The organism is Mesorhizobium sp. M0037, assembly GCF_040323635.1.
GTDB lineage: Bacteria > Pseudomonadota > Alphaproteobacteria > Rhizobiales > Rhizobiaceae > Mesorhizobium.
On the sequence record NZ_JAMYVB010000007.1, the window covers coordinates 209,568 to 233,145 of the forward strand.

General features: G+C 65.5%; 17 protein-coding genes. 1 reads left to right on the top strand and 16 read right to left on the bottom strand.

Annotated features, from left to right (window positions below; genetic code table 11):
* Position 1: 1 nt before the first annotated feature.
* The 14 genes from NKJ78_RS13820 to tssA are packed head-to-tail and all read right to left on the bottom strand — an operon-like array spanning position 2 to position 16,943.
* Positions 2-868 carry a DUF4150 domain-containing protein gene (locus NKJ78_RS13820; RefSeq protein ID WP_023682619.1) on the bottom strand — a complete coding sequence of 289 codons (867 nt, stop codon included), beginning with the start codon at positions 866-868 and terminating at the stop codon, positions 2-4.
* Positions 869-873: 5 nt separating this feature from the next.
* Positions 874-1,410 (bottom strand): type VI secretion system-associated protein TagF, encoded by a 537-nt coding sequence (gene tagF, locus NKJ78_RS13825; RefSeq protein WP_023682618.1) that lies wholly within the window; start codon positions 1,408-1,410, stop codon positions 874-876.
* On the bottom strand, positions 1,392-4,931 hold the full coding sequence (gene tssM / locus NKJ78_RS13830; protein WP_352460799.1) for a type VI secretion system membrane subunit TssM: 3,540 nt from the start codon (positions 4,929-4,931) through the stop codon (positions 1,392-1,394). The genes tagF and tssM overlap by 19 nt, the downstream gene beginning before the upstream one ends.
* A 1-nt stretch (position 4,932) precedes the next feature.
* The gene (gene icmH / locus NKJ78_RS13835) at positions 4,933-6,258 is read right to left on the bottom strand and encodes a type IVB secretion system protein IcmH/DotU (protein WP_023815185.1); all 1,326 of its coding nucleotides are present in this window, start codon (positions 6,256-6,258) and stop codon (positions 4,933-4,935) included.
* A gap of 4 nt (positions 6,259-6,262) precedes the next feature.
* On the bottom strand, positions 6,263-7,597 hold the full coding sequence (gene tssK / locus NKJ78_RS13840; protein ID WP_023709959.1) for a type VI secretion system baseplate subunit TssK: 1,335 nt from the start codon (positions 7,595-7,597) through the stop codon (positions 6,263-6,265).
* Positions 7,598-7,655: 58 nt separating this feature from the next.
* Positions 7,656-8,108, bottom strand: a complete 453-nt coding sequence (tssJ, locus tag NKJ78_RS13845) for a type VI secretion system lipoprotein TssJ (protein WP_023804375.1) — start codon at positions 8,106-8,108, stop codon at positions 7,656-7,658.
* A gap of 3 nt (positions 8,109-8,111) precedes the next feature.
* Positions 8,112-9,587, bottom strand: a complete 1,476-nt coding sequence (gene tagH / locus NKJ78_RS13850; RefSeq protein WP_352460798.1) for a type VI secretion system-associated FHA domain protein TagH — start codon at positions 9,585-9,587, stop codon at positions 8,112-8,114.
* Positions 9,587-10,627, bottom strand: coding sequence for a type VI secretion system baseplate subunit TssG (tssG, locus tag NKJ78_RS13855; protein ID WP_352460797.1), 1,041 nt, complete (start codon positions 10,625-10,627; stop codon positions 9,587-9,589). The genes tagH and tssG overlap by 1 nt, the downstream gene beginning before the upstream one ends.
* On the bottom strand, positions 10,591-12,465 hold the full coding sequence (gene tssF, locus NKJ78_RS13860) for a type VI secretion system baseplate subunit TssF (RefSeq protein WP_352460796.1): 1,875 nt from the start codon (positions 12,463-12,465) through the stop codon (positions 10,591-10,593). The genes tssG and tssF overlap by 37 nt, the downstream gene beginning before the upstream one ends.
* 3 nt (positions 12,466-12,468) lie before the next feature.
* A complete protein-coding gene (gene tssE / locus NKJ78_RS13865) occupies positions 12,469-13,224 on the bottom strand; it encodes a type VI secretion system baseplate subunit TssE (protein ID WP_352460811.1) in 756 nt (251 codons plus the stop codon).
* Positions 13,211-13,660 (bottom strand): Hcp family type VI secretion system effector, encoded by a 450-nt coding sequence (locus NKJ78_RS13870; RefSeq protein ID WP_023673716.1) that lies wholly within the window; start codon positions 13,658-13,660, stop codon positions 13,211-13,213. The genes tssE and NKJ78_RS13870 overlap by 14 nt, the downstream gene beginning before the upstream one ends.
* 52 nt (positions 13,661-13,712) lie before the next feature.
* Complete coding sequence (gene tssC, locus NKJ78_RS13875) at positions 13,713-15,218, bottom strand: type VI secretion system contractile sheath large subunit (RefSeq protein ID WP_023682611.1); 1,506 nt, start codon at positions 15,216-15,218, stop codon at positions 13,713-13,715.
* A gap of 3 nt (positions 15,219-15,221) precedes the next feature.
* Positions 15,222-15,758, bottom strand: coding sequence for a type VI secretion system contractile sheath small subunit (gene tssB / locus NKJ78_RS13880; RefSeq protein ID WP_023673718.1), 537 nt, complete (start codon positions 15,756-15,758; stop codon positions 15,222-15,224).
* A 6-nt stretch (positions 15,759-15,764) separates the two neighbouring features.
* Positions 15,765-16,943: a type VI secretion system protein TssA gene (gene tssA, locus NKJ78_RS13885; protein ID WP_352460795.1), complete on the bottom strand. Its 1,179-nt coding sequence runs from the start codon at positions 16,941-16,943 to the stop codon at positions 15,765-15,767.
* Between the two features lie 324 nt (positions 16,944-17,267).
* Here tssA and tssH point away from each other — a divergent pair, with 324 nt between their 5' ends.
* Complete coding sequence (gene tssH, locus NKJ78_RS13890; RefSeq protein WP_352460794.1) at positions 17,268-20,087, top strand: type VI secretion system ATPase TssH; 2,820 nt, start codon at positions 17,268-17,270, stop codon at positions 20,085-20,087.
* Here tssH and NKJ78_RS13895 read toward each other — a convergent pair whose 3' ends face one another.
* Together NKJ78_RS13895 and NKJ78_RS13900 are read right to left on the bottom strand one after the other, a co-directional pair.
* Positions 20,088-21,323: a VWA domain-containing protein gene (locus NKJ78_RS13895; RefSeq protein WP_352460793.1), complete on the bottom strand. Its 1,236-nt coding sequence runs from the start codon at positions 21,321-21,323 to the stop codon at positions 20,088-20,090.
* Between the two features lie 2 nt (positions 21,324-21,325).
* Positions 21,326-23,578, bottom strand: coding sequence for a DUF5682 family protein (locus NKJ78_RS13900; protein ID WP_352460791.1), 2,253 nt, complete (start codon positions 23,576-23,578; stop codon positions 21,326-21,328).

A 23,578-nucleotide genomic window follows, 5' to 3' on the forward strand; every position in this document is an offset into this window, starting at 1 on the left:
CCTAGATCCCCCGAGCGTTCATGAACTTCCTAATCGCCTTGTTGTCCACCTTCGACTGCCGGCCCGGCTGGCTGTTGCTGTGGCTGGAGCAATGCGGCCTGACGTAAAGCGCTTTCATCGCATCCTTGAAGCCTTGTGGGACGATCTCTATATTGCATCCACCCGCGTACCACGCTGCCTTCTGCGTCGGCTGGTGATCGGCGATCAGCGGGGCTTCCTTCCCCGAAATTTGCCGGTTGACCTTGGCCTCCAGTCGCTTGATCGCGGTCTTGTTCTTGCCGGTCGTGCGTTTCTTCAACCTGTCAAGGTTACGTTTGCATTCCCAGCATGGCCGGTTCTGAACCTTGGCTTTCTGCGGGCCTGTTGGCTGGGTGTAATGATCGTCGTAGCAATAATCGGTCGTGCATTTCTTCTTCTCTTTCACCAGAAGAGCATTGCGGAAGTTGACCAAGGCGGCGGTATCGATGGTGTTCGGGAGTGGACTTGCCGTGTTCTGCTCCATGGTGTCGCCATGGCGGCAGACACCCTTACCCTCCACCTTGACGACGAACGACCAGAGCTTGAACACTCCCTTGCCCTTGATCTTGTGCGTTATGACCCCCGCGCCGAGGCCTTGGGTGGCCGGCTCGTTGCCGGTGCTGGTCGCAACCTCCGACGAGCTTTCGAGCGCGGTCGGATTGCCTTCGATCTTGACGCTCTTACTGCCTTTGGTGAGATCGCTGGAAGACAGCATGTTGACGTATGGAACCGGAACCGGGCCTGCCGGCGGGGAAGGCGGGCTCAAGCACACATCTCCCGGCGCCACGCCCTTGCCGCCGCTTCCTTTGTGGAAGAAGCCCATGCCTTCAGCAAAGACTGTGCTGCCCATCAGAGCTATTCCGTCTCAGGGCGCGGGGCGCGCATTTTCGGCAGGGCGTTGGCCGCCAGGTCGTGAATATCCGAGAACGCGAACTCATGCACCGACCAGTCGTCGAGCCAGAAGCCAATCCGGTTCGGATCGCCATGGCTGTTGCTGGGCGCGGCAAGGTTGGCCAAGCCTTCGGCTATCCAGGACTGCGTCCTCTGCAATTCGACCGCTTCATCAACGATTGACGCAACGCCGTCGAACCATGCATCGTCAGGTGCCGGTGTAGCCCCAATCCCGATGATCGCGAACGGATAGCGGCGTCCCACGCGGTCCTCGCTCATGCGCCATGCGCCGGCACAGGGCCGGTCGCCGAAAATGCCGCTCTTGACGATGAAGCGCCAAACACGCGAATCCAATTCCCCCTCGTCTGGCCTCTCGCGCAACTCCATCGACATCCAGCGGTCCCAGCGGTCGATGAAGGTCCGCGGCAGGTTTACGGCAACGAAATCTCCGGTCGCCGGAATCTTGCCGAAGAAGCCGATGTTCAGATCTGCGGCGGACATGAGAATTTCTTGAACATCTGGAGGTTGTAGGGATTTTCGACACTCGCCGCCTTGAGCTTGAAATCGGCGTACATGCCTTTCGTCCCCAGCCGCAGGCTGTAGACATCGGACAGCGACGTCCCGGTGAAGCGGCCGCCTCGCAGCATCCTCAGCCATGCCCAGCTGCCGGTCTCGTTGAGCATGATTTCGGGCGAGCCGTCGATCGGCTGGAAAGCGAGCGAGATGACGCCGGTGCCGTCCTTGCCGGGCCACGTCATCGGCTGAGGCCGCGTCGCATTGTTGAAATAGACCAGGTTCTGGCCATCGAGGTTGAGGGTGACGCGGGTCACGTTGGGCGACAGGTCGGTCGGCTCGAGCGTGAAGGCCATCACCGGGCCCTGACCGCCGGGAAAGAGATCGTCGCGGATGCGCCGCGCCTGCTCGAAGGCGGCGAGCGCCGATGGGTCGAGGCCGAAATCGGCACGCCATTTCCAAGGCTGCGCCGAGGTGTCGACATAGCCGATCAGATGGTCGTTGATGAAGCCGTCGATCATCCCTGCCGGTCCGAACAGGCGGGCGAAGTCGCGCACGTTGACGTCGACGGCACTGTCGGGGCTGAACGGATAGCGGTCGTTGAGCGCGGCCTGGCAGAAGGGCAGGATGTCGGCGCGCCAGATGGCGTTGAGCTCGGAGGCCACGGCCTTCTGCGTCAACCCGCTGGTGTCGCCGGCAATGCCGCTCAGCCAGGTGTTGACCGGGTCGGGCAGGATTTGCGCCTGGCGGGCGACGGCGCCGGTCAGTTCGGCAAGCCCGCCCTGTTTCTTGATCGCGTCCTGCGGGTCGGGATTGGCGGTCACCGTCTGCAGCACGTTGGACAGCGCCGTCAGCGCGACGACCGCGGCATCGAGCGCCGGCGGCTGGCCGTCGACCTCGGCAATCGTGCTCTTGAGCGGCTTGAAGTGTTCGGCCACCAACGTGCCGGTCAGGTCGACTTCGCTGGCCGATCCTGCGCGCGGCAACAGCTTGGCGCCGGTCTTGACGATCTTGCCCAGTTTGCCGAGCTTGCCCAGCAGTTTCGAGCCGCCCTTCGCCGCCGCCTTGTCGTCACCGGCCGGCGCGTCGTCCGAGCGGGTGAGGTCGACCTCCTGGACCACCGCCGTCAACAGCCGCTTCAACGCGGAATCGGCACTGGAAAGGTCTTTCAGATTCTCGCTGGCAATGTTGAGGTCGCTGAGCGGCGCCAGCCGCATGTCGCGCAAAAAACTGTCCCACTGCGCGATATAGTCGTCATAGTAGAGCTTCAGGATATCTTCCGACAGCGCCGACACCGACGTCTCGGAATTTTCCGAGCAGCCGCCGGCAAACACGGCGCGGTCGAGTGCCGCCTGGGCGGCGACATCCTCGACCCGGTCGAGGATCGCATCGTGGAAGCCGTCATAGGTGAAGGCGCCTGATATGCCGACGCGCAGCGTCTTGTCGGAGCGTCGCGAAAACACCTTGGCGCCGTTCGGCCCGGCGAAATTGGCGGGGATCCATTCCTTCAATCCGGCCACCGCCGGATCGGCCAGCAATTGCTTGTAGGCCCGCGCCGGCAGCGAGATCGTGCAGACCGTTTTCAGCGCTTCGGCGACCAGCGCCTGGTCGGGCGCGATGTAGCTGTCGTCGACCGCCATGCGCCGGATCGCGGCCAACTGGTGTTCTTCCGCATCGGCGGTCGGGAAGGGCGCGGCCGGCGCGAATTCGGGCAGGTCGTTCACCCACCAATTCTCGACGAAGTCGGAGTCCATCTGAGACAGGCCGGTCATCATGCGGTAGGTCTTGAGTGCGCCCAGCATGAAGTCCGGATCGCGGATCTGCCGCCACATGGTCGCTTCGAGCAGCGCCACCATCCGCGGCTCCAGCACGTTGCGCAGAGCGTGGTCATAGGTGTCGGTCTGCGCCCGCATCATCTCGGCCGAAGCCGATGGTCCGAGCAGGTCCTGCGCCTTGTTCGGAGGCGCAGTCCTGGCATTGACGACTTCGTCCATGGCGGTCAGGGCAACGTCCATCGCCGGCTGCAGCACCGAGGCGGGCGTCGCCGCGGTCGACGTCAGCGGCGCCTGCAGCGCTTCGAACTGGCCGGCTTGCGCGGCGATGGCGTTGCGATTGTCGTAGTAGGACCAGGTGAACAGGCCGCCGGCGAGTATGGCCGCAGCCGCGCAGGCAGCGGCGGCACCGCGCCAGATCCAGCTGCGGCGGCGCTGCGCCAGCGGATCGAAGGTGCCGAGCCCGGCCTCCTTGAAGATCACCTCGGTCAAAAGGTTCTTGAGGAAGAAGCTGCGCTTCTCGAAACGCTGCGCCGGCATCGAGCGTCGTGCCGGCAGGCCGAAGGAGGAGGCGAGCGCCGCGGTCAGCCGGTCGATTGGCGCGCCTTCCTGGGTGGCCGAGGTCAGATAGAGGCCGCGCAGCCAGGCCGCCTCCTCGTAGCGGCTCTCGCCGAACATCGCCTCGACCAGCACCTGGATCGGCTCGGACAGGCTTTGCAGCTGTGCGGGAAAGCGGAAGATCTCGGCCCGTTCGGCCAGCTTGTCCTCGTCTTCCAGCCGCGGCACCAACCGCTTTTCCAGCTCCCTCGACAGCGTCGTGATTTCGCCCGCGATCGTCTTGGCGTCGACGCGTGCATCGAGCGGGAAGGTCGTCCCCCATACCTGTTCGCGCGCCGCCGTCGACAGGCCGCTGAAGAAGGCCTCGAAGCCTCTGATCAGATCGGCCTTGGTCAGCATGAGATAGACCGGCAAGCGGATTTCCAGCCGCTCCTCGAGCTCGGCCAAGCGCCTGCGGATCTTGCGGCCATGCGCCTTGACGGCTTCGTCGCCCTCGGACAGCGCGTCGATCCCAAGCGCAACGATGACGCCGTTGAGCGCACGACGGCCACGATGCTTCTTCAACAGATCGAGGAAACCCAGCCATTCCACGGCGTCGACCTCGGGCTGGCTTTCCTGCTGGACATAGCGCCCGGCGGTGTCGATCATCACTGCGTTTTCGGAGAAGAACCAGTCGCAGTTGCGGGTACCGCCGATGCCCTGCAGATCGTCGGTGAGGTCGATCGGAAAGTTGAGGCCGGATTGGCGCAAGGCCGTCGTCTTGCCGGTCGCCGGCGGGCCGACGATCACATACCACGGCATCTCGCGCAGGAACTTGCGGCCGCCGAGCTTGCGGCGCTTCAGCTCGACCATGACGTCCTGGAATTTGGCGCCGACCGCTGCGACGTTTTCCTCGCCGGGGCTGAGCCGCTTTTCCTCGACAGGTGCGGAAATCTCGGCGACGAACATGCGGTTGGCGCGGATCGCGCGGCGCTGGGCGACGATCAGCCAGATCAGCCAGAAGATCACCAGAAGCGCGATGATGACGATGCGCACCGTCTCCGACGCCATCGGCACATAGTCGCCGACCCGTACGATCGGGCCGAACACCCAGATGATCAGCGACAGCAGCGCCAGACCGATCAGCGTCCACAGGAAACGCGATGTCAGGACCGCCCAGAGGAAGCGCAGGATGAACATGTCACAGCCTCTTCTCGACCAGCACTTCGACGCGGCGGTTCAAGGCCCGGCCTTCGCGTGTGCCGTCGTCGGCCACCGGATCGGTGGCGGCCCGGCCTTCGGAGCGCACGCGCTCCTTCGGCACGCCGTTCTGAATCAGGATATCGGCAATTTCCGCGGCGCGGGCTTCCGACAGCCGCTGGTTGGTGGACAGTGGGTTGGTCTTTTGCAAGGGAACGCCGTCGGTGTGGCCGACCACGGTGATATCGCCGATCAGCTCCTGGTTCTCGAGGATCACCTTGGCGACCGAGGCGATGAGCGGATCGAAGCCGTCTGTCAGCTGCGCGCGCGACGACTGGAAGAGTTCGGGATTGGAGGCCTGGATGACCAGCCGCGCCAGCGACACGCTCTCCGTGCCGCTCAGCGCTCTCTTGAGCTCGTCCGGCGCCGCCGCCTGGAATTCCGGCAGCAGCGCGAAATCGACCGCCACCGGCGGCGGCGCGTCGACCTTCGGCGAAGCGCGGGTTACATCCGTACGCGTCGGCGGCGGCAGTGCGCGCACCAGCGCCGAAAGCTCGACCGCCTGGCTGCTCAGGCTCATCGACAGGCCGATATGGATGGCGGTGGCGATCACCGCCGCCGCCGCAACCATCACCCAGATCGGCACGATGAAGCGCTGCGGTTCGTCGGAGGCGATCACGCCCTTCCAGTTGGGCGACAGCGGCGCGCCTTCGGCGTCGCTGTCGCGCAGGAAACGCGCTGCAGCCACCCGCACCGCATTGAGCGAACGGTCGCCGGAGCGGCCCGGCACTCGATATTTGCCGCGGAAGCCGAGCGCCATGCAATGATACTGCAACTCCAGCATTTCGCGGTCGCGATTGGGATGGCGTTCAAGCTCTTCGAGCCGGGCGAAGAACTGCGCGCCGGCATCGACGTCGCCGCGCAGCATCACCACCAGCGGCTGGCGTGGCCAGGCGCTGGCTCCGCCCCACGGCGTATTCAGCGCCAGATCATCGAGCAACGCAGCCACCAGCCACGCGGCCTGGTCGGCGCGCTCGAGCGAGGAGCCCTGCGCCATGGTGGTGTCGCGGCAGCGCACAAGTTCGTCGAGCAGCCTGGTGCGCAGGGCTTCCGGGTTCTCCGGCGGCTGCGCGTTTTCCAGTTCGGGTGCAAACTCCAGCAGCGGCGAGAACGCATTGACGAGCACGTTCGGATGCGCGCGCGCGGAGCGCTTCGCGGTGACGCCCGACGCCGGCAGCGGCATGGCGCGCGGCGTCGGCGCTCCGCTCAGGCGGATGCGCGTCCGCTCCCGATCCTCGGACAGTCCGAACGGATCGTCCCTGCTCATCATCTCACCTGTTGACCGAGTAGCAGTCGACCTGCGGTTCGCTGGGCAGCACGCCCGAAACACCGATCACAAAACCCGGCGCTTCGAGCAGCGAGGCCCAGTGCTCGCTTTTCTGGTCCAGTTCGAGACACAGCCGGTCGCCGTCATAGGGAATTTCGCGCGGCTGCGAATGAAGGGGCTTCAGCGGAATGCCGGGCAGGCGTGATTTCCACAGCCCTTCGAATTCGCTGGCCGAGCCGACCGTCGCCTGGTTGACGAAAATCTTGCGCAAGGCATCCTCCGACAGTTCGGAGCCGATCCGCACCACGATGCGGCTCGCCACCAGAAGTTTCGGGTTGTCGATGCGGATCTTCCACACATTGGTGGCATGGCGCATGACCGGCAGGGCGCGCGATTTCGGCTCAATGTAGCGCAGGCTGAGGATCAGCGAACGCAGCGCGTCGGCCAGCGCCGAATAGGCCGGGCCTGGCGCCATGTGGTCGTAGACAGGCAGTTCGCCGAGCCGCCTTGCGCTCGAACCGTAGGTCGCCATCGAGCCGGCAAGGCCGGCAAGTTCCATGTAGACCTCAGCCGGATGGAAAACGTCCTGCGCCAGCATGTGCGCCAGCCGCGGCCGCGCGGCGTTGACCAGGTTCAGGATCAGAAGGTCTTCGACGCTGCGCCCGGGGCCGCCCAGCACCATCTTGCCATGCGCCTCGGCGATCTGGTCGAGGCCGGTGACCACTTCCTGCAGCAGGCGGCTGTACCAGGAGGCCGCGCCGATGACCAAGGTCGGCGGCAGGAAGGTGTCGTCGAGCGCCACGCCGCCATCGGCGCGCACGCCCTTGAGCTCGGCCACCGGCAGCGCGGTGTAACCGCCGACGGCCGTGCCCGGCGCCAGCAACAGCGCCTGCGGCCGCGCAATCTCGATTTCCTCGGGGTCGGAGCCGCCATGCACGGCGTCGCGCACCGAGACGATCCGGCCGCGATAGCGTGCGCCTGACGGCTCGGCGTGAGCCGGGTCGAAGCCGACGCCGCCGGGCGGTTCGAGCGGCAGTGCGATCAGCACTGGCCCCGCGCCCATCTCCGGCGTCACCGCCAGCGGCCGCGGCGCATCCATCGTCTCAGGGATCGCGAACGGCGTCCCGTCGGGAAAGATGCCGCGCGCCGAAAGCACCGAGATCTGGCCGGCATCGAGCTGTGCCTGATCGAGCGTCAACGTTCGAAAGCCGAACGTATGCAGATGCCCGGCCTGCAAGGCGCCGCGCACCGTCGCTTCGAAGAAGCGGTCCTGTTGCTGGAAATGCTGGGTGCGAAGGAAAAGCCCCTCCGACCACAGCACCCTGTTTGCATCGCTCATGCCGGCACTCTCTGCTTCCTGCTCATCACCTTGGCGCGGCTTTGCGGACCCGCCGCCGCTAGGCGGAAATGCCGCCGCTGCCGAGCTTCACATTGACGGTGAATTTCGATCCCGACGAAACCGATTTGGTGGTACGCCAGTTGCGTCCGGTGGGTTCCCTGATCAGCGCGACGAAGCCGAGTGCTGCCACTTCCGGCTCGACCGTGATGGTCTTCGATGCGGTCTTGCCGGGTCCGACGGAAATCGTATCGGAGCCGATGAGATCGCCGCCAAGTGCCGCGCCGGCGCCGCCCTGCAGGGCGAAGTAGTCGGCCGAATTGAAAGCGCCGGTGCTCTTCAGGCGCAGGATCATTACAGTCACCGGTCTGTCGCCGCCGCCCGGTCCGGGGTTCATGCCGGCGCCGCCGGCGAGGTTTACGGTGATGACGGATGGTTTCGGCGGGCCGCTCTGGCAAGCAGTCAGCAGTCCCGTCGCTCCGATGGCAAAAATAAATTCGCGTCTGTCGATCATGTCTCAGTCCTCCTCATATGCATCACGAAAATCAGCGCCGATCTCGCCCAGAAAACGCGTCTCGGCGCTGTGAGCGATTTCACGGTGGCGTTTCTGGTACAATTCCCAGAGCTTGGCGCCGCGCCCGCCGGTCAGCAGATTGCCGATCGCCGAACTTGACTTCAGTTCCTGCTCGATTGCCGCCGGATCGAAGCGGTCGATCATGCGCTTGAGCGCGCCTTGCACGCCGCGCCAGGCACGAACGTGGTGCTGCGCCAGATCGCGCACCGCGTCCTTGATCGCCGCTTCGGCGCCGAGGAAACCGGGGCTGCGCTCGGCCAGCATGGTCACCAGCGCATCGTCGACCGAGGGCAGGAATTTGAGCGGGTTGACCTCGGACGCGCCAACCACGGTCTGGGCGACGCGGGCGTTGCCCTTCTCTTCGGCGCGCTTGCGCAAAAGCTGCATCAACCCTTCCATCATCAGTCGGTATTCGCGGCCGAACTTCTCCATGTCGGCCACCGGATCGCTGCCGGGAAAATCGGCCTCGTCCATGCCCATGCCGCGCAGGAAAGCGGCGCGCAATTCCGCGTCCGCCTGTCCGGCCGACGGCCGCGCCGCAGCTTGCCGGACAGGCGCGCGTGGTGGCGGTGGAGGCGGGGCTGGCGGTGGCCGCTGTGGCGATGGCTCGGCCGCGCGGACCGGCAGATCCCACGGCGCCGGGGCAGGCGAGGGCGCATCGATTGCGCCGCCATCCGTCGCGCCTGCGTCGAGACTGGTGGACTCGGCCGGGCCAAAACCAAACCCGTCATCGTAGGCCGGCGGCTTCTCGGAACTGGATCTGCTCGGCTCTCGCGACAGCGGTGCGGAATCGAGGCCGAAGGGATCGTCGAACAGCGGCTTGCCAACACCCTTGTCGGGGGCGGTCTCGGGCGCAGGCGTCGCCACCGGGTCGAGGCTGAATGGATCATCGAACGCCTGCGAGCTGCGTTCATCCGCACGCGCGAACGCCCCGGGCACCGGCTTTTCGAACGGATCGGGCAGGTCGGCAGGGCGTGGCCGTCCCGGCTCTTCTTGGGTCGTGGACGAAAAGAAATCGTCGCCACCGAGACTGACCGGCGCCCGCGACGCCACCGGCTTGCTGGCGGGCATCGAAGGCCTCAAGGCCGGCGCCTCGGTCTTCGCCGTCTGCAAATCGACGCACACCACATAGTCGCCCAGCCGCAGCCGCATGCCGCTTTGCAGCCGCTCGGTATTTCCCGCGCCGAGTGGGCTGCTGGCATCGTCGATGAACAGCCCGCTGCTGGAAGTATCGGTGACGAAATAGCCGCCCTGCTTGCTGGTGATCTTGCAGTGGGCGCGCGAGACGAACATGTCGGGATCGATGATCTGCCAGTCGGCGTCGGCGCTGCGGCCGATCACCAGCTCACCCTCGTCCAGCCGCGCCTGCCGCGTGACTTGCGCGCGGGGTCCCTGTTCGAGCGTCAGCAGCAGGCTCATCAGGCAACCTCTTCCCGCCAGCCGACGATGGTGCGCAGCCGCATGTCTTCGGCATCGCCTCGCGCAGGGTTGCGCGCCAGCCAGGTGGTGCGGGCAAGCTGGACGGTTCCAAGCTTCGCCGGCGGCACTGCCTTTGCCGCAAGCACGATCCTGAGATCGACATCGATGGTCTCGCCGATCAGGTCGCGCACCGCCTGCTTCAACAGCTTCAGCCGCTCGCCGCCGGGCAGGAACGCCTTGTAGTCGATATAGCTGAGCGCACCGATGCGCAGTTCGATTCGGCTTTGCCGGCTGAAGCTGCGCGGGCCGATGGTGGCGCTGCGGCCGAGTGTGGCATAGCTGCCGGCCAGCCGGCTCTGCAGCGCCTTGGGAATGGTCATCCAGGCGCCGACGAATTCCTTCAGCACCACCGGAACCTTGAAGGCTTCGGCCAGGAACAGGGTCAGCCGTTCGGGACCGTCGACCTGGCTGGCGAGCGAGGCGGCCTGGCGAAGCTTTACCGCATCGAGTTCGGCGTCCTGCGTGCCCGGCAGCCCAATGCCGGCCATGGCTTCCAGCATCGAACGGACGCGGCCGCCGACACCGCGTTCGACCTGCACGGCCGGATGCGCATCCGCCCAGGCGCGATAATAAAGCGCGATCATCCGGTGCTGCAGGATGTTGACGAAATCGACGAAGGTCGTGTCGCTCGTCTGCCGCGCCTCGGCGCCCGCATACCAGCGCTGCGAAAGCCGATCGAGCACCCAGCGCGTCAGATGCAGCGGCATCGGCCCTTCAGGCCCGAGCAGGCCGAGATTGTTGACCGTCACCCGCGCCGGCGAATTGTCGGTCGGCTCGCGGAAATCCACAACGTCCTGCACCGCGAAGGACAGCCGCACATTCTGGCCGAGCCTTGCCGGCTCGCGGTCCGGCCGGCCGGAATGGCCGAACAGGCCGCCTTGCCGCTCGAGCCGGCGCAGCAGTTCGAAGAAGTCGAAACTCTCGGACAGGGTTGCGGCTCGCTCTAGATGAGGTAGCGATTGCCGGGCGTCATCGGCCATGGCACATCCTCCTGTTTCTGGAGCAATCGCGTGCGCGTGCGCACGAACCCGTTTATTCCGGCATGACGGGCAAACAGCCGCGACAGCAGCCCCGACATCAGCAAGGTGCTCTGCCCAGCCAGCACCGACTGGTCGACATGCAGCGTCACCTCCGTGCCGCGGCCGAAGCACATCGGCCCTTCGATCGCCAGCCTTTCGATCACCGCGCGCGAATCGATGCGCACGATCGAGCGTACATTGCGGGCAAGCCCGGGATCGCCGCGTTCGGCATAGAGATCGAGCAGCGCATGCAGCGGATCGACGCCGCGGCCTTCCTTGGCCAGGCTGAGGAAGTTCAGCGCCAGCTGCGAGACCAGCCGCCAGGCCAGGTCGTCGGCGCGCGACTCGCTGTCGGCGCCGGTCGGCAGCGCTGCCGGGATGGCCGGCTGCGGCGAACGCAGCGCGCCGAGCAGCCTGACCGATTCCACCGGGTCGCCCGCTTCCAGCGTCAGCGTTGGCGTGTCGTCGAGGATGGCAAGATCGCGGTTTGTGCACAGTGCCACGACGTCGACGCGCTTGAGCGGCCGGTTGGCCTGACTGTTGACTGGGCGCGAAACCGCCAGGAAGACGTCGTCGCCGGCATAGGAGGTCCGCGTCACGCCCTGGCGCCGCTCGTCCTCGGTCGGCCGGCGCGGCCGCCGCTCCGTCGAATAGACCCAGCCGCTGCCGCGATTTTGCCCAAGGCTGAAGAGTTCCGGTATCTCCGCGTCGGGTCCCTCGGCATCGGCGTCTTCGACGCGGATGACGCGGTAGATTTCAAAGTCGCGCGCCCGCGTGCGGTCGGCATGCAGCACCTGGCGCGTCCTGCGCTGGTCGAGCTCGACGATGTTGCACTCGCGCTCGAAGAGATTGATGATCGGGGTGGCGAAGAGATCGAAATCCGCCGGCGTCAGATCGGCGAGTTCGGGCACCGGACGCCGGAACAGGAAGATGATTTCGAGCCCGGCCTGGCATTTGCGCACGACCGGCAGCAAGCCGGTGACGCGCCCATAATGGAAGCGCTCGGGCATCATGAAATATTCGCGCAGCAGGCGGTAGCCTTCGAAGGTCGGCCGCGTGCGCGGCATCAGCGCCTCGGCATCGGCAATGCCGACCATCTCCGGAGGCGGTAGCGGCGACAATGGATTGGTCTTGCCTTCCGGTCGAGCGCCGACACCAGAGCAGACTCCGAAGATGGCGTCGAAGATCAGCGGCGCCTTGGTGCGGTTGGCGAAATAGAAGTCGAGCCGGTCGAGCGCCAGTTCGTCGAGCTTGCCTTTGCCGGTCCGCGCCAGCGTGATGCGAAGTGCCGCTTCGCCGGCCTTGCCGGCGATCGGGCCGATGCCGGCGGCGGCAAGCGCGCTGCGGTCCTGGAAATAGCCGACCGAACTGATCGCGATCGGAAACAGCGTCATGTCCTGCGCGGTGGTGAAGGTGCAGCGTGTCGACAGGCCGGCCTGCAAGCTGGAGACCAGCCGCGTGCCGCGCTTGACGACATGGCCGGCAAGCATCGTCTGCACCTGCTGGCCGGGCTTCAGCACCACCATGGCGGTTGCCGGCGCCGGTGTGACCAGATCGGGGTAAAGCACGTCGAGGATGCTGCGCGAGAACCGCGAGCGCTCGGCATCCACCTTCAGCCGCGTGCGCGCGGCAAGGAAGGCGACGCCGTCGAGCAGTCGCTCGACATAAGGATCGGGACACGGCACCGTATCCAGCGACAAATTGCGGGCAACCGCCGGATGCATGTCGGCGAACTCCGCCGCCAGCCCGCGTATGTGGGACAGTTCCTCCTCGTAATATTCTACGAAGACCCGGTCCATCTCTCAGGCTTCCCTGAACTCGGTGCGCGCCAGTCCGTTGTCGAGATTGATCGTCGTGCGCAGGCGCATGCGCTCGGGCGTCGGCGTCATGATCAGCACGGCGTCAATCTCGATCTTCAGGCCGGTCTTGTCGCCGAGGTTGACCGTGACTTTCGTCGCGCTCTCCTTCAGCCGCGGCTCGAATGTGGCGAGCACGGCGCGGATCTCGCGTGCCAGAACATCGCGATCGAAGTCGCGCGACGACCGGCCGGAGAAGGACGGCACGCCATAATTGACAACGCTGCGGCGCACCTCCGGAAAGTCGGCCAGCGATGTCGGACTGTCGGTCATCTGCTCGGCCTCGAGATCGGATAGCAGCGGCGCGGATTCGAAACGCTCGGTGTTGAACAGCGCCTCGATGTCGCGCCGCACGGCCTCGCGCAGCACATCGGGCGACACCACGATGCCCCGGCTTTCAAGGTCGCCGCGATGCCGGTTCTGAAACGCCAGCCGATGCAGCCGGCGTTTCTGATCGGGGTTCAGCGCGTCGTCGGCGTCGATGCGCCGCGGCCCGTCCGCCAGCAGCTCGTCCAGATGCTCTGCGCCAAGCTCCTCCTGCAGAGCCTGCCTGAGCCCGTCTATCTCCGAGCTCAGGCCCGGCAGGTCGTTGACGAGGCGGTCCCACAGCGAAGGCTGTACCGCCTCGCGCTTGGCCCGTGAACCGCCCGCCTGTACCTTGTCGGCGGCAGGGCGCTTTGCTCGCCCCTCACTTGCCGACATAGACATCCATTTCGGCTTCGTCATTGTCGTCATAGACGAACTTGATCTTCTTGTAGGCGAAGGAGACTTCCTCCTGGATCAGGTCGGCTTCATCATCGGCCTGCGACATGTCGTATTCCATGATCGAGGCGTCGGTCAGGGTAACGACCAGATAGTCCTTGCTCTCGCCGTCGATGGTCCGCCGCGCGGAGAATTTTACCTCGTCCAGCGCCTTGTTTTCGAACAGGGCCTTGGCCAGATAGGGTGAGGCCTTGTCATAGTGCTTGGTGAACTTGATCATGCCCATCGACACGCGGCCTCGGCGCGAGAGGGAATTGGGGTCGTAGGGCGCGACCATCTTGTAATCGACGCCATGGATTTCGATCTCGTCGTCATGGCCGTCGCGCGTGCTGGGCCCCTTGATATCCGGAACTTTCAGAAAACCGTCGATCTTCATTGTGGGCATTTTCGTTCTCCACCGCTTTCAAACAAAGGTTTGGTTGCTGCAATCAGGTCTTCACGGAGGGCAATTCCGACACCAGCCTGAGTGAGGCGTTGATGCCCTCCAGCTGGTAGTGCGGGCGCAGATAGAAGCGGGCGTTGTAGTAGCCCGGCCGGCCCTCCACGCTGTCGACCTGCACCTCGGCGGCGGCAAGCGGACGCTTGGCGCGCGCCTTGTCGTCGGCGAAGGCCGGGTTGGCCAGCACGTACCGGTTGATCCATTCGGTCAACCAGATCTGCATGTCGGTGCGTTCCTTGAACGAGCCGACCTTGTCGCGCGCAATCGCCTTGAGGTAGTGGGCGAAGCGCGAGACCGGGAACAGATAGGGCAGGTTGGCGGAGAGCCGCTCGTTGGACTGGGCGTCGGGGTCGACCAGGCGGCCGGCCCGCGTCTCGTCATCCTGCAGCGAATGGGCGCCGATAAAGGCCGCGAGATCGGTGTTCTTGCGGTGCAGGATCGGCATCAGCCCGAGCTTGGCCAGTTCCGCCTCGCGCCGGTCGTCGATAGCGACTTCCGTCGGGCATTTCATCGCGATCGAGCCGTCATCGGTCGGGAAGGAGTGCACCGGCAGGTTAAGCACAGTGCCGCCATTTTCGACGCCGCGGATCTGGGTGCCCCAGCCATAGAGCTTGTGGCTGCGGTTGATGTTGACGCCCATCGGGAAGGCAGCGTTCATCCAGACATATTTGTTGTGATCGCCCTGCACTTCCTCCTCGAAGGAGAAGCCCTTGACCGGGACTGTCTCCGAGCCGTAGGGCAGCCGCGCCAGCACGCGCGGCATGGTCAGCCCGATATAGCGCGCATCCTCGCTCTCGCGCAGCGATTGCCACGAGGCGTAGGCCGGGTTGGAGACGATCTGCTGCAGGTCCTGCGGGTTGGGCAGTTCCTGCCAGCTGTCCATGCGGAACAGCCGTGGCGAGGCGGCGGCGATGAACGGCGTGTGCGCCGAGGCGCAGATGCCGGAGATGTTGCGCAACAGGCCGACGTCGCGCGGGTGGTTGGAGAACTCGTAGGCGCCGATGACGCAGCCGATCGGTTCGCCGCCGAGCATCGAATACTCGTCGGTGTAGACCTTCTTGAAGATCGGGCTCTGGTCCCACATCTGGCCTTCATAGTCTTCGAGCGTATCGGCCAGCTGCTCCTTGGAAATGTTCATCACCCGGATCTTCAGCTTCTGATCCGTCTCGGTGTTATTGATGAGATACCAGAGGCCGCGCCAGGTGCCTTCCATCTGCCGCACTTCCGGCGCGTGCAGGATTTCGTTGACCTGGGTCGTCAGCATCTTGTCGATGCCGGCGATCAACGACTTGATCGACTTGATCGAGTTGGACGAAATCGTCGTCGTCTCGGAGCGCGACTGCGCCGCCAGAGCCAGGTTGCGAACCAGCTGCTGCAGCTTCTCGCTGTCGTCCTTCTTGACCTTGAAGTCCTTCTCCAAGAGCTGGCTGAATTCGCCGAGATCGACGGCCTCGGCCTCGGCGACGGATGCTGCGGTCTTTTGCTGTTCGGCCATGATCTATTCCTCACCCTTGTCGTCGGACAGCGCCTGGGCGGCGATCTGGCCAAGCAGCGGCTGGTTGTTCAGCAATTGGGCGATGCGCTTTTCGGCATCGACGCGGCCGTCCATGAAGCCGAGCAGCTCCTCGAGCTGGCGCCGCATCTTGAGGATTTCGGCCAATTGCGGGACCTGTTCGGCGATCTTGTCGGGGGCGAAATCGCCCATCTTGGTGAAGGTCAGGTCGAGCGCCAGTTCTTCGTCGCGCTCCTGTCCCTCGGCCTGCGGCAGCGTGTTCTTCACCCGCGCCTTGACCCTGGGCCCCAGCGCTTCCATGAATTTGGGGAAGCGGTTGGCATCGGTCTCGACAAAGGAACGGTCGAGCACCGTCTTGGACGCTTCCCTGGTCTGCGATGCGCCCGACAGGTCGGCCATCACGCCCATGACGAACGGCAGTTCGATCGTCGTCGGGCTGCCGTAGGTTTCGACATCGTAGGCGATCTGCACGCGCGGGGCGCGATTTCGCTCGATGACCTTCGCTTTGCTTTCGGCTGGCATGTGTTGCTACCTTTCATCCTTCTGGGCAGTCTTCTTGGCGTCGGGAACGCCGGCGAGCAGCCGGAATTCCTTGAGCCCCGACGGGGCGAGGTCTTCCATCAGTTCAACGAAATCCATGTGCACCATTCTGCGCACCCGGCGGGCGAGATGCGGGATCGGGCTCGACGGCTCGGTGCGGTCGTAGAACGCGACCACAAGGTCGAGGCACTTCACCACATCGTCGCGCGAGGAAATCCTGTCCGGGAGCCCCGCACCGGTCTCCGCGTAGCTTGCCATCGTCTCGGCTCCATGACCGTTTCTGACCGGCGCGGCCGGGCTTGCCGGGGGCGCAGCCGGGCTGGCAGCCCCCTTCGTCGCTGCCTCTTCCGTGGTCTCGACCGCCGTGTTGCGTTCCAGCGTCGTCAGCACGCGCTGCAAAAATCGTTTCAGGTCCGGGACGGCAGCCCCGTTGCTGTCAAGACGGGCATTCAGGGCCGTATCGACCGCGTCGAGCGCCTCGATCGCTGCGTGCGCCCCGGCGATGAGCGCTGTCATCTGTTCACCGGCTTGGTCCTGATGGGCGGCACAACCGCTGCCCACCCGGTTCAGGAGCTGTCCGTGCGCGCTGACCAGCGCTGCCTTCTCCGTGGCATTCAATCCCGACGCCGCTTCCTGAAGCATGACGCGATCGTCGAGCGCACCCTGTTCGAGATCGCGTCCACTGATCGGCCCGATGGGACGCGGCGCGAAGAAGACCATCTGCCTGAGGTTCGCCAGCAGGCCTTCCTGGCCGTTCTGCAGGTCGGCCAGCGCGTTGAGGCGGCGCAAGGCGGCCTCGCGTGGTTGGGGGCTGGCCCGCAGCGCCGGGTGCATCGTCTCCCAATGCGTCTCGAAGGTCCTTGCAATCAGGGTCAGGCCCTGTGCCAGTCCGGCCAATCCCTCTTCATTGGCCAGCGCCCGGGCGACAATGACAAGCAGGCGCAGGTCGCGGCCATGCGAACGCAACTCCTCGGCCTTGCCGAGCACGGCAGGCCAGTCGACCGGAATGGTCGATTGCGCGGCTGGCTTGTTGCGCCCGTCATGGACGACCTTGACCTGCGGCTCCGTGAGCCGCTCCAGCTCATGAAAAGCCGGATCGTTGCGCAAGTCTTCGCCTGACGGATTTTCACCGTCCAGCGGAGCAAGCCAGAGTGCGAGATCGATCACAGATACCCCCGGCGACCGGCTCTAAAACCGTACGTGACCCAACGTTAGCACACGGTTGCATATTCCCACAATTCGCCATCCGCTCAAAAGTTAACGAGCGCTAATGAATGTCGGTGCAACTGCGTCTCGGATAGCGCAATTCATGGCGTGCTTGGCCAACCTCGTATGTGAAGCGCATCGCATAGGATTAGAAAAAATCGTGGTTGTCTGCATTTGGCGGCGCGGGACTCTCCACAAAGGGAAAAGGCCGGCTGCATCAAGCGCTTTGTCAAGCGGCTGCTTATGTGGCAGGCTGTCGACGGGCAGATTGCAGGAGCACGTTCGATGGAACAGCGCCGGTCGTCGCAGGGGTTCAAACGCAAGGAACTGGTTGGCAAGCTCAATCCGGTCTGCCTGCGCGCCTTCAAGGCCGCCGCCGACAGCGCCAAGCTGCGCGGCAATCCTTACGTCGAACTCGTCCATTTCATAGAACAACTGGTGCTGTCCGAGCGTTCGGATGTGCAGATGATCATTGCCGATGCCGGCGTCGATGCCAGCCGGCTTACCAGCGAAATGACCCGCGCCGTCGACAAGCTGCCCTACGGCGCCACCTCGATCGAGGAATTTTCCGACCACATCTTTCACGCCATCCAGGAGGCCTGGAACCTGGCGACGCTGGAATTCGGCATGGAGGAGGTCCGCAGCGCCCATATCGTGCTCGCCTGCCTGAAGACGCCGGTGCTGGAAGGCCTGGTGGCGAAGATCAGCGGCGAATTCGACAAGATCGACGCCGACGGGGTCATCGCCCGCTTTGCCGAGGTGGTGGACGGTTCGCTCGAAGCCGGCGCCACGGCAGCAGTGGCTCCCACCGCGGAGGCGCCGCGGCGAGCTCCGGGCGGGGACTCCGCGCTGGCCAAATACGCCACAGACCTCACCCAGCGCGCCCATGACGGCAAGATCGACCCGGTTGTCGGCCGAGACCCGGAGATCCGGCAGATCATCGATATCCTGATGCGGCGCCGGCAGAACAACCCGATCCTGACCGGCGAGGCCGGTGTCGGCAAGACCGCGGTGGTCGAGGGGTTTGCCCTGCGCATCGCCCAGGGCGACGTGCCGCCGCCCCTGCAGGGCATCAGCGTGCTTATGCTCGACGTCGGCCTGATGCAGGCCGGCGCCAGCGTCAAGGGCGAGTTCGAGAAGCGCCTGAAGGCGGTGATCGACGAAGTTCAGTCATCCGAGACGCCGGTCATCCTGTTCATCGACGAGGCGCACACGCTGATCGGCGCCGGTGGTGCCGCCGGAACCGGCGATGCCGCCAATCTCTTGAAGCCGGCGCTGGCGCGCGGCGAATTGCGCACCATCGCCGCAACCACCTGGGCCGAGTACAAGCAGCACATCGAAAAGGACCCGGCGCTGACCCGCCGTTTCCAGGTGGTCAAGATCGATGAGCCGTCGGAAGCGGTCGCTGTGCTCATGCTGCGCGGTGTAGCCGGCGTGCTCGAACAGCATCACGAAGTGCAGATCCTGGACGAGGCGATCGAGGCGGCGGTCGGCCTGTCGCATCGTTACATCCCGGCGCGGCAATTGCCCGACAAGGCGGTCAGCCTGCTCGACACGGCTTGCGCCAGGGTGGCGATCTCGCAGCATGCGACGCCGGCCGAGGTCGAGGACATTTTGCGGCGCCGCCAGGCGCTGGAAGTCGAAAGCGGCATCATCGGCCGCGAGGCCGCGATCGGCATCGAAGTAACTGACCGGCAGGCGCGGGTCGAGGCCGGGCTCACTGAGGCCGGGACCATGCTCGCCGCCGCCGAGGAGCGCTGGGAGCGCGAAAAGGCGCTGGTTGCCGAGATCCTCGAACTGCGCGCGCGGCTGCGCGGCGACGGCGTCCCGCTCGATGCGGTGGCGACAACCGAGGCCGATGCCGAACCAGCAGCGCCGGACGAAGAAAAGACCAAGGTACCGAAGGCCGAGACGCCCAAGGCTGAACCGCCCAAGGCCGAAACGTCCAAGCTTGAAAAGCGGAAGGCCAAAGCGTCCGAGACCGAAGCGCCGGCGGCCGAAGCTGCGCCGTCAGATCCTGTCGCCGATCTGGCGCGGCTGCGTGAACTCATGGCCGAGCTTGCCACCGCGCAAGGCGAGACGCCGCTGATCCTGCCGTCGGTCGACCGCAATGCGGTCGCTGCCGTGGTCCAGGACTGGACCGGCATCCCGACGGGACGGATGCTGTCCAGCCAGACCGAAAAGGCGCTCAAGCTGGCCACCACGCTGTCCGAACGTGTCGTCGGCCAGGATCACGCCATGGAGATGATTGCCAAGCGCGTGCAGACCAGCCGCGCCGGGCTCGGAGCGCCGGAAAAGCCGGTCGGCGTGTTCCTGCTCTGCGGCCCCTCGGGAGTCGGCAAGACCGAGACGGCCCTGGCGCTGGCCGAGACGCTCTATGGCGGCGAGCAGAACCTGATCTCGATCAACATGTCCGAATTCCAGGAGGCGCACACCGTCTCGACGCTCAAGGGCGCACCGCCCGGCTATGTCGGCTACGGCAAGGGTGGCATTCTCACCGAGGCCGTGCGCCGAAAACCCTATTCGGTGATCCTGCTCGACGAGGTCGAGAAGGCCCATCCCGACGTCCACGAGATCTTTTTCCAGGTCTTCGACAAGGGCATGATGGATGACAGCGAGGGAAGGCGCATCGACTTCAAGAACACGCTGATCCTGCTGACATCGAATGTCGGCTCCGAAGTCATCATGGAGCGGACGCAAAACGGCACGGTGAGGGCGGGGCTCGACGGCCTCGATGCAGCCTTGCGCGCTCCACTGCTGAAAGTCTTTCCGGCAGCGTTCCTCGGCCGCGTCGTGACCATCCCTTACTATCCGCTCTCGGATTCGATGATCGAGGCCATCACGCGCCATCAGTTCGGCAAGATCGCGCGACGGCTGCGCGCCAGCCACGACGCCGAACTGGTGATCGGCGACGGCGTCATGGCGCTGGTCAAGGCGCGCTGCACCGAAATCGAGTCCGGTGGCCGCATGATCGACGCCATCCTAACCAACACGCTGTTGCCGGAACTCAGCCGCGGCGTGCTGAACCGGTCGCTCGACGGCGAGAAGATGACCAAGGTGACGGTCAGCGCTTCGGCCGACGGATTTGCCTATTCGTTCGAATAGTCAGGCCTGACTGCTCGGCTCCGTCTCGGCGCGGATCAGCTTGATGTCGGCGCCGGCTGCCCAGGCGCCGATATCCTCGCGCCGCAGCGCCGCCGCCATCATGTCGGGAAACAGGTCCGGCGTGCAGGCGAAGACCGGTATGCCAAGTGCCGCGACCGAAGCCGACATCGCCGGATCATAGCCCGGCCGGCCCTGATCGGTCAGCGCCAGCAGCACGACGACATTGACGCCGGACCGGACCAGCGCCGCAAGCCGCCGCAGCAAGTCCTGGCCGTTGCCGCCCTCATAGAGGTCGGTGATCAGCACGAAGTGGGATTTGGTCGGCCGCTCGATGCGGTCGGCGCAATAGGCGACCGCCTGGTTGATGTCGGTGCCGCCGCCGAGCTGCACGCCAAACAGCACCTCGACCGGGTCGCTGAGCTCTTCGGTCAGGTCGACGATGGCCGTGTCGAAACAGACCAGCTTGGTGCGCACGACCGGCAGCGACGCCATCACCGCGGCGAAAATCGAGGCGTAGATCACCGAGCTCGCCATCGAGCCGGACTGGTCGACGCACAGCACCACTTCGTCGAGATCGACCAGCCGGCGTTGCTTGCGCATGAAGCCGACCAGTTTTTCCGGCACGACGGTTTTGTGCTCAGGCTGGTAGTGGCGAAGATTGGCCGAGATGGTGCGCGGCCAGTCGATGTCGCGTTGGCGCGGCCGGTTGGTGCGTCGGGACTTGTCGAGCGCGCCACGGATCGCCTCGGCGGTCTTCTGCTCCAGCCGCTGCATCAGCTTGGCAACGATGTCGGCGATGATGGTGCGGGCGATGTCCTTGGTCTTGGGCGGCATCACCGAACGCAGCGAGATCAGGTCGGCGACGAGGTTGACGTCGGCCTCGATCGCCTTGAGGAATTCCGGCTCCATCAGCATCTGCTTCAGGTTCAGCCGCTCAAAGGCATCCTTCTGGACGATCTGGACCACCTGGGCGGGAAAGAAGGAGCGGATATCGCCCATCCATTGCGCCACGCGTGGCGCCGAGCGGCCGAGCCCGCCGCGCCGCTTGCGCGGGTCGGCATCGGCATTGGCGCCGTCGCCGTAAAGCGCATCGAGCGCCGAAGACAGTTTTTTGTCATCACTGGAAAGGGCGGAGGAAGCCTCGTCATCGGCGCCGATCGCCAGCCGCCAGCGGCGCTCGCGCCCGCTATCGGAGGATGCTGGGCCGGGTTCGGGCACTTCGGCTTCGTCATCCATTGTCACACTCCGCCCGCCAGCAATGGCCCAAGCCGCTCCAGGTGACGGCGCCAGCCCTCGCCGCCATCCGGCGCCGGCGTCAGGCCGGCCGGCAACCTTGCGGTGCGGCCGAGCACGGCCTCGATCAACCGCCGCCGCTCCATCGAGTCCAGATTGGAGAAGACGCGGCGCAGCAACGGAAGATGCGCGATGAAAGCGTCCTCGCCTAGCGATTTAAGCCACCCATCGACGGCGCCGCGCAGGCCCTCGTCGTAGATCAGCCGCTGGCCGGCAGTGCTGAAGAAACCTTCGAAGAACCCCGCTGCCTGGGCGACCGGCGTCCCCGGCGACAGCCTGCGTCCGAGCAGCCCGGCGGCGTCCTCTGCCGACAGTTGGCCGGCTTCATAGAGCAGATGCGCGGCGCAGCCGGCGAGCAGCGCCGTCGAGCGCGGACCTTCCAGCACGCCGGTCAGGCCGTTGCGCCATGCATCGAGCACGTCTTCGCCGGGCTCGACCAGCCGGATCGCCGTGTCGGCCTTGCGCACAGCACCGACCAGCGTGGTGGCGGCCTGCTCGTCCAGGTCGCGCACCGCATAGGGCAGCGCGATCGCGCCCTCGACGATCAACCGTTCCAACAAACCGGACAGCCGGTTGGTTTCGGTCTTGCGCGCCTCGCCGTAACGGATGATGTCGGCAAGCGGCGGCACCGAGGCCAGCATCTCCAGGCATTCGCTGCTGTGCGCTGCGCGCGCCTCCAACGCTACAAGGCCGGCGCTCGCGGCCTCCGACAGATCCGCCGTAATGGCGCTCTGGACAAGGGCGGCAAGCGTGTCGAGGCTCGCGGCCGCACCGAGCATCTGGATCAGGCGGCCATTGGCGGCCTTTTCGATAGTCGGGCCGTAGATCAGGTTCTCGACCAGGCGCACGGCATATTCCGGCTCCCAGGCCAGCGTCCATTTTTCGCGAAAGGTGCCGCGGCTGCGGCCGGCGTCGGCCAGCCTGCCCCATTGCACGCCAAGCACGTTCAGCCGGTGCAGCAATGTCGAACGAAACAGTCCGCTTTCGCTGCGCAGATCGACCGACAGCTCGCGTTCCAGCGCCTCCGGCTTCAGCCGCGCCGCCTTCTGGTTGCGCTGCAGGTCCTCGATCAGCGGCGCCAGCGGCGTGTCGGGCGGAATCTCGCCGACATCCGCGCCCAAAAGCAGCTCGGCCTCGACCAGCGCCCACAGCACCGCTTCGCCGTTGAACAGCGCCGCGATCGCGGCATCGCGCAATTCCTCGAAGCCGGGCTTCGGCCGCTCGCGAATGGCAGCCAGTGTGCGCGCAAGCCGCTCGGCCTCGATCAGCGACGCGGTCGACACCAGATGGCCCTTCGCCCGCAGCACCGCCGCGATCGTCGCCAGCCACAGCGTCGCGGCGTCGCGCCGCCCTCGTGTGCGCCACAGATGCTTGCACCAGCCGGGCGCGACGACGCCAGCGCCATAACCATAGCCCAGCGCAAGACGCGGCCCGGTCCATGGCGCCCATGTCATGATGCTTTTGCGCCGGGCAATTCCCTTGATCAGCGCCTGGTCGTTCTTCTGCGTGTGCGCGGCCTGCAGGGCCGGCACATGCCATGCGCCGCAGACGACGGCGATCGGTCCGGCGAATTCCTTGCGCGCGGCGGCGATTTCCAATCGCATATGCGCTTCACGCTTGGCCTCGAACGGCGCGATCGCACCTTCGCCGTCGCGCAGCGTCGTCATCGCATCGGTGATGGCAGCGAAGATTGGACCCGGCTGCGGATTCTGCTCGATAATGTCGGCCCACCAGCTTTCGCCATCTTCATAGCCGGCGGCCGCAGCCAGCGTGCCGATCGGGTCGCGATGCGATGCGGGCTCGCCATCCTCACCGGTTTCGTCCTTGGGTTCGGGCTTGTCGGCGTCAGCCGTTTTCTCGGTGTCGTCGGTTGCCGGTGCCGCGAACCGTGCCGATGACGGCAGGTCGATGAACCGCAATGCCGCCTTGTTCTCCACCGCCCACACCGCCGCCTGGTATTCCGGCGAGAACTCGGCGAACGGCCAGAAACTTGTCGCGGCCGGATCGTCCTCGGGGTAGCAGAGCAGCGCCACCGGCGGCTGCATCTGCGGGCGCGCCAGCAATGGCAGCAGGGCGGACGCGTCGCTCGGCCCTTCGATCAGCACCGCGACCGGCTGCAAGTCCCGCAGCGCCTGCACCAGGCTGTCGGCGGAGCCCGGCCCGTGATGGCGGATGCCGAAATAGGCGACGTCGCTCAT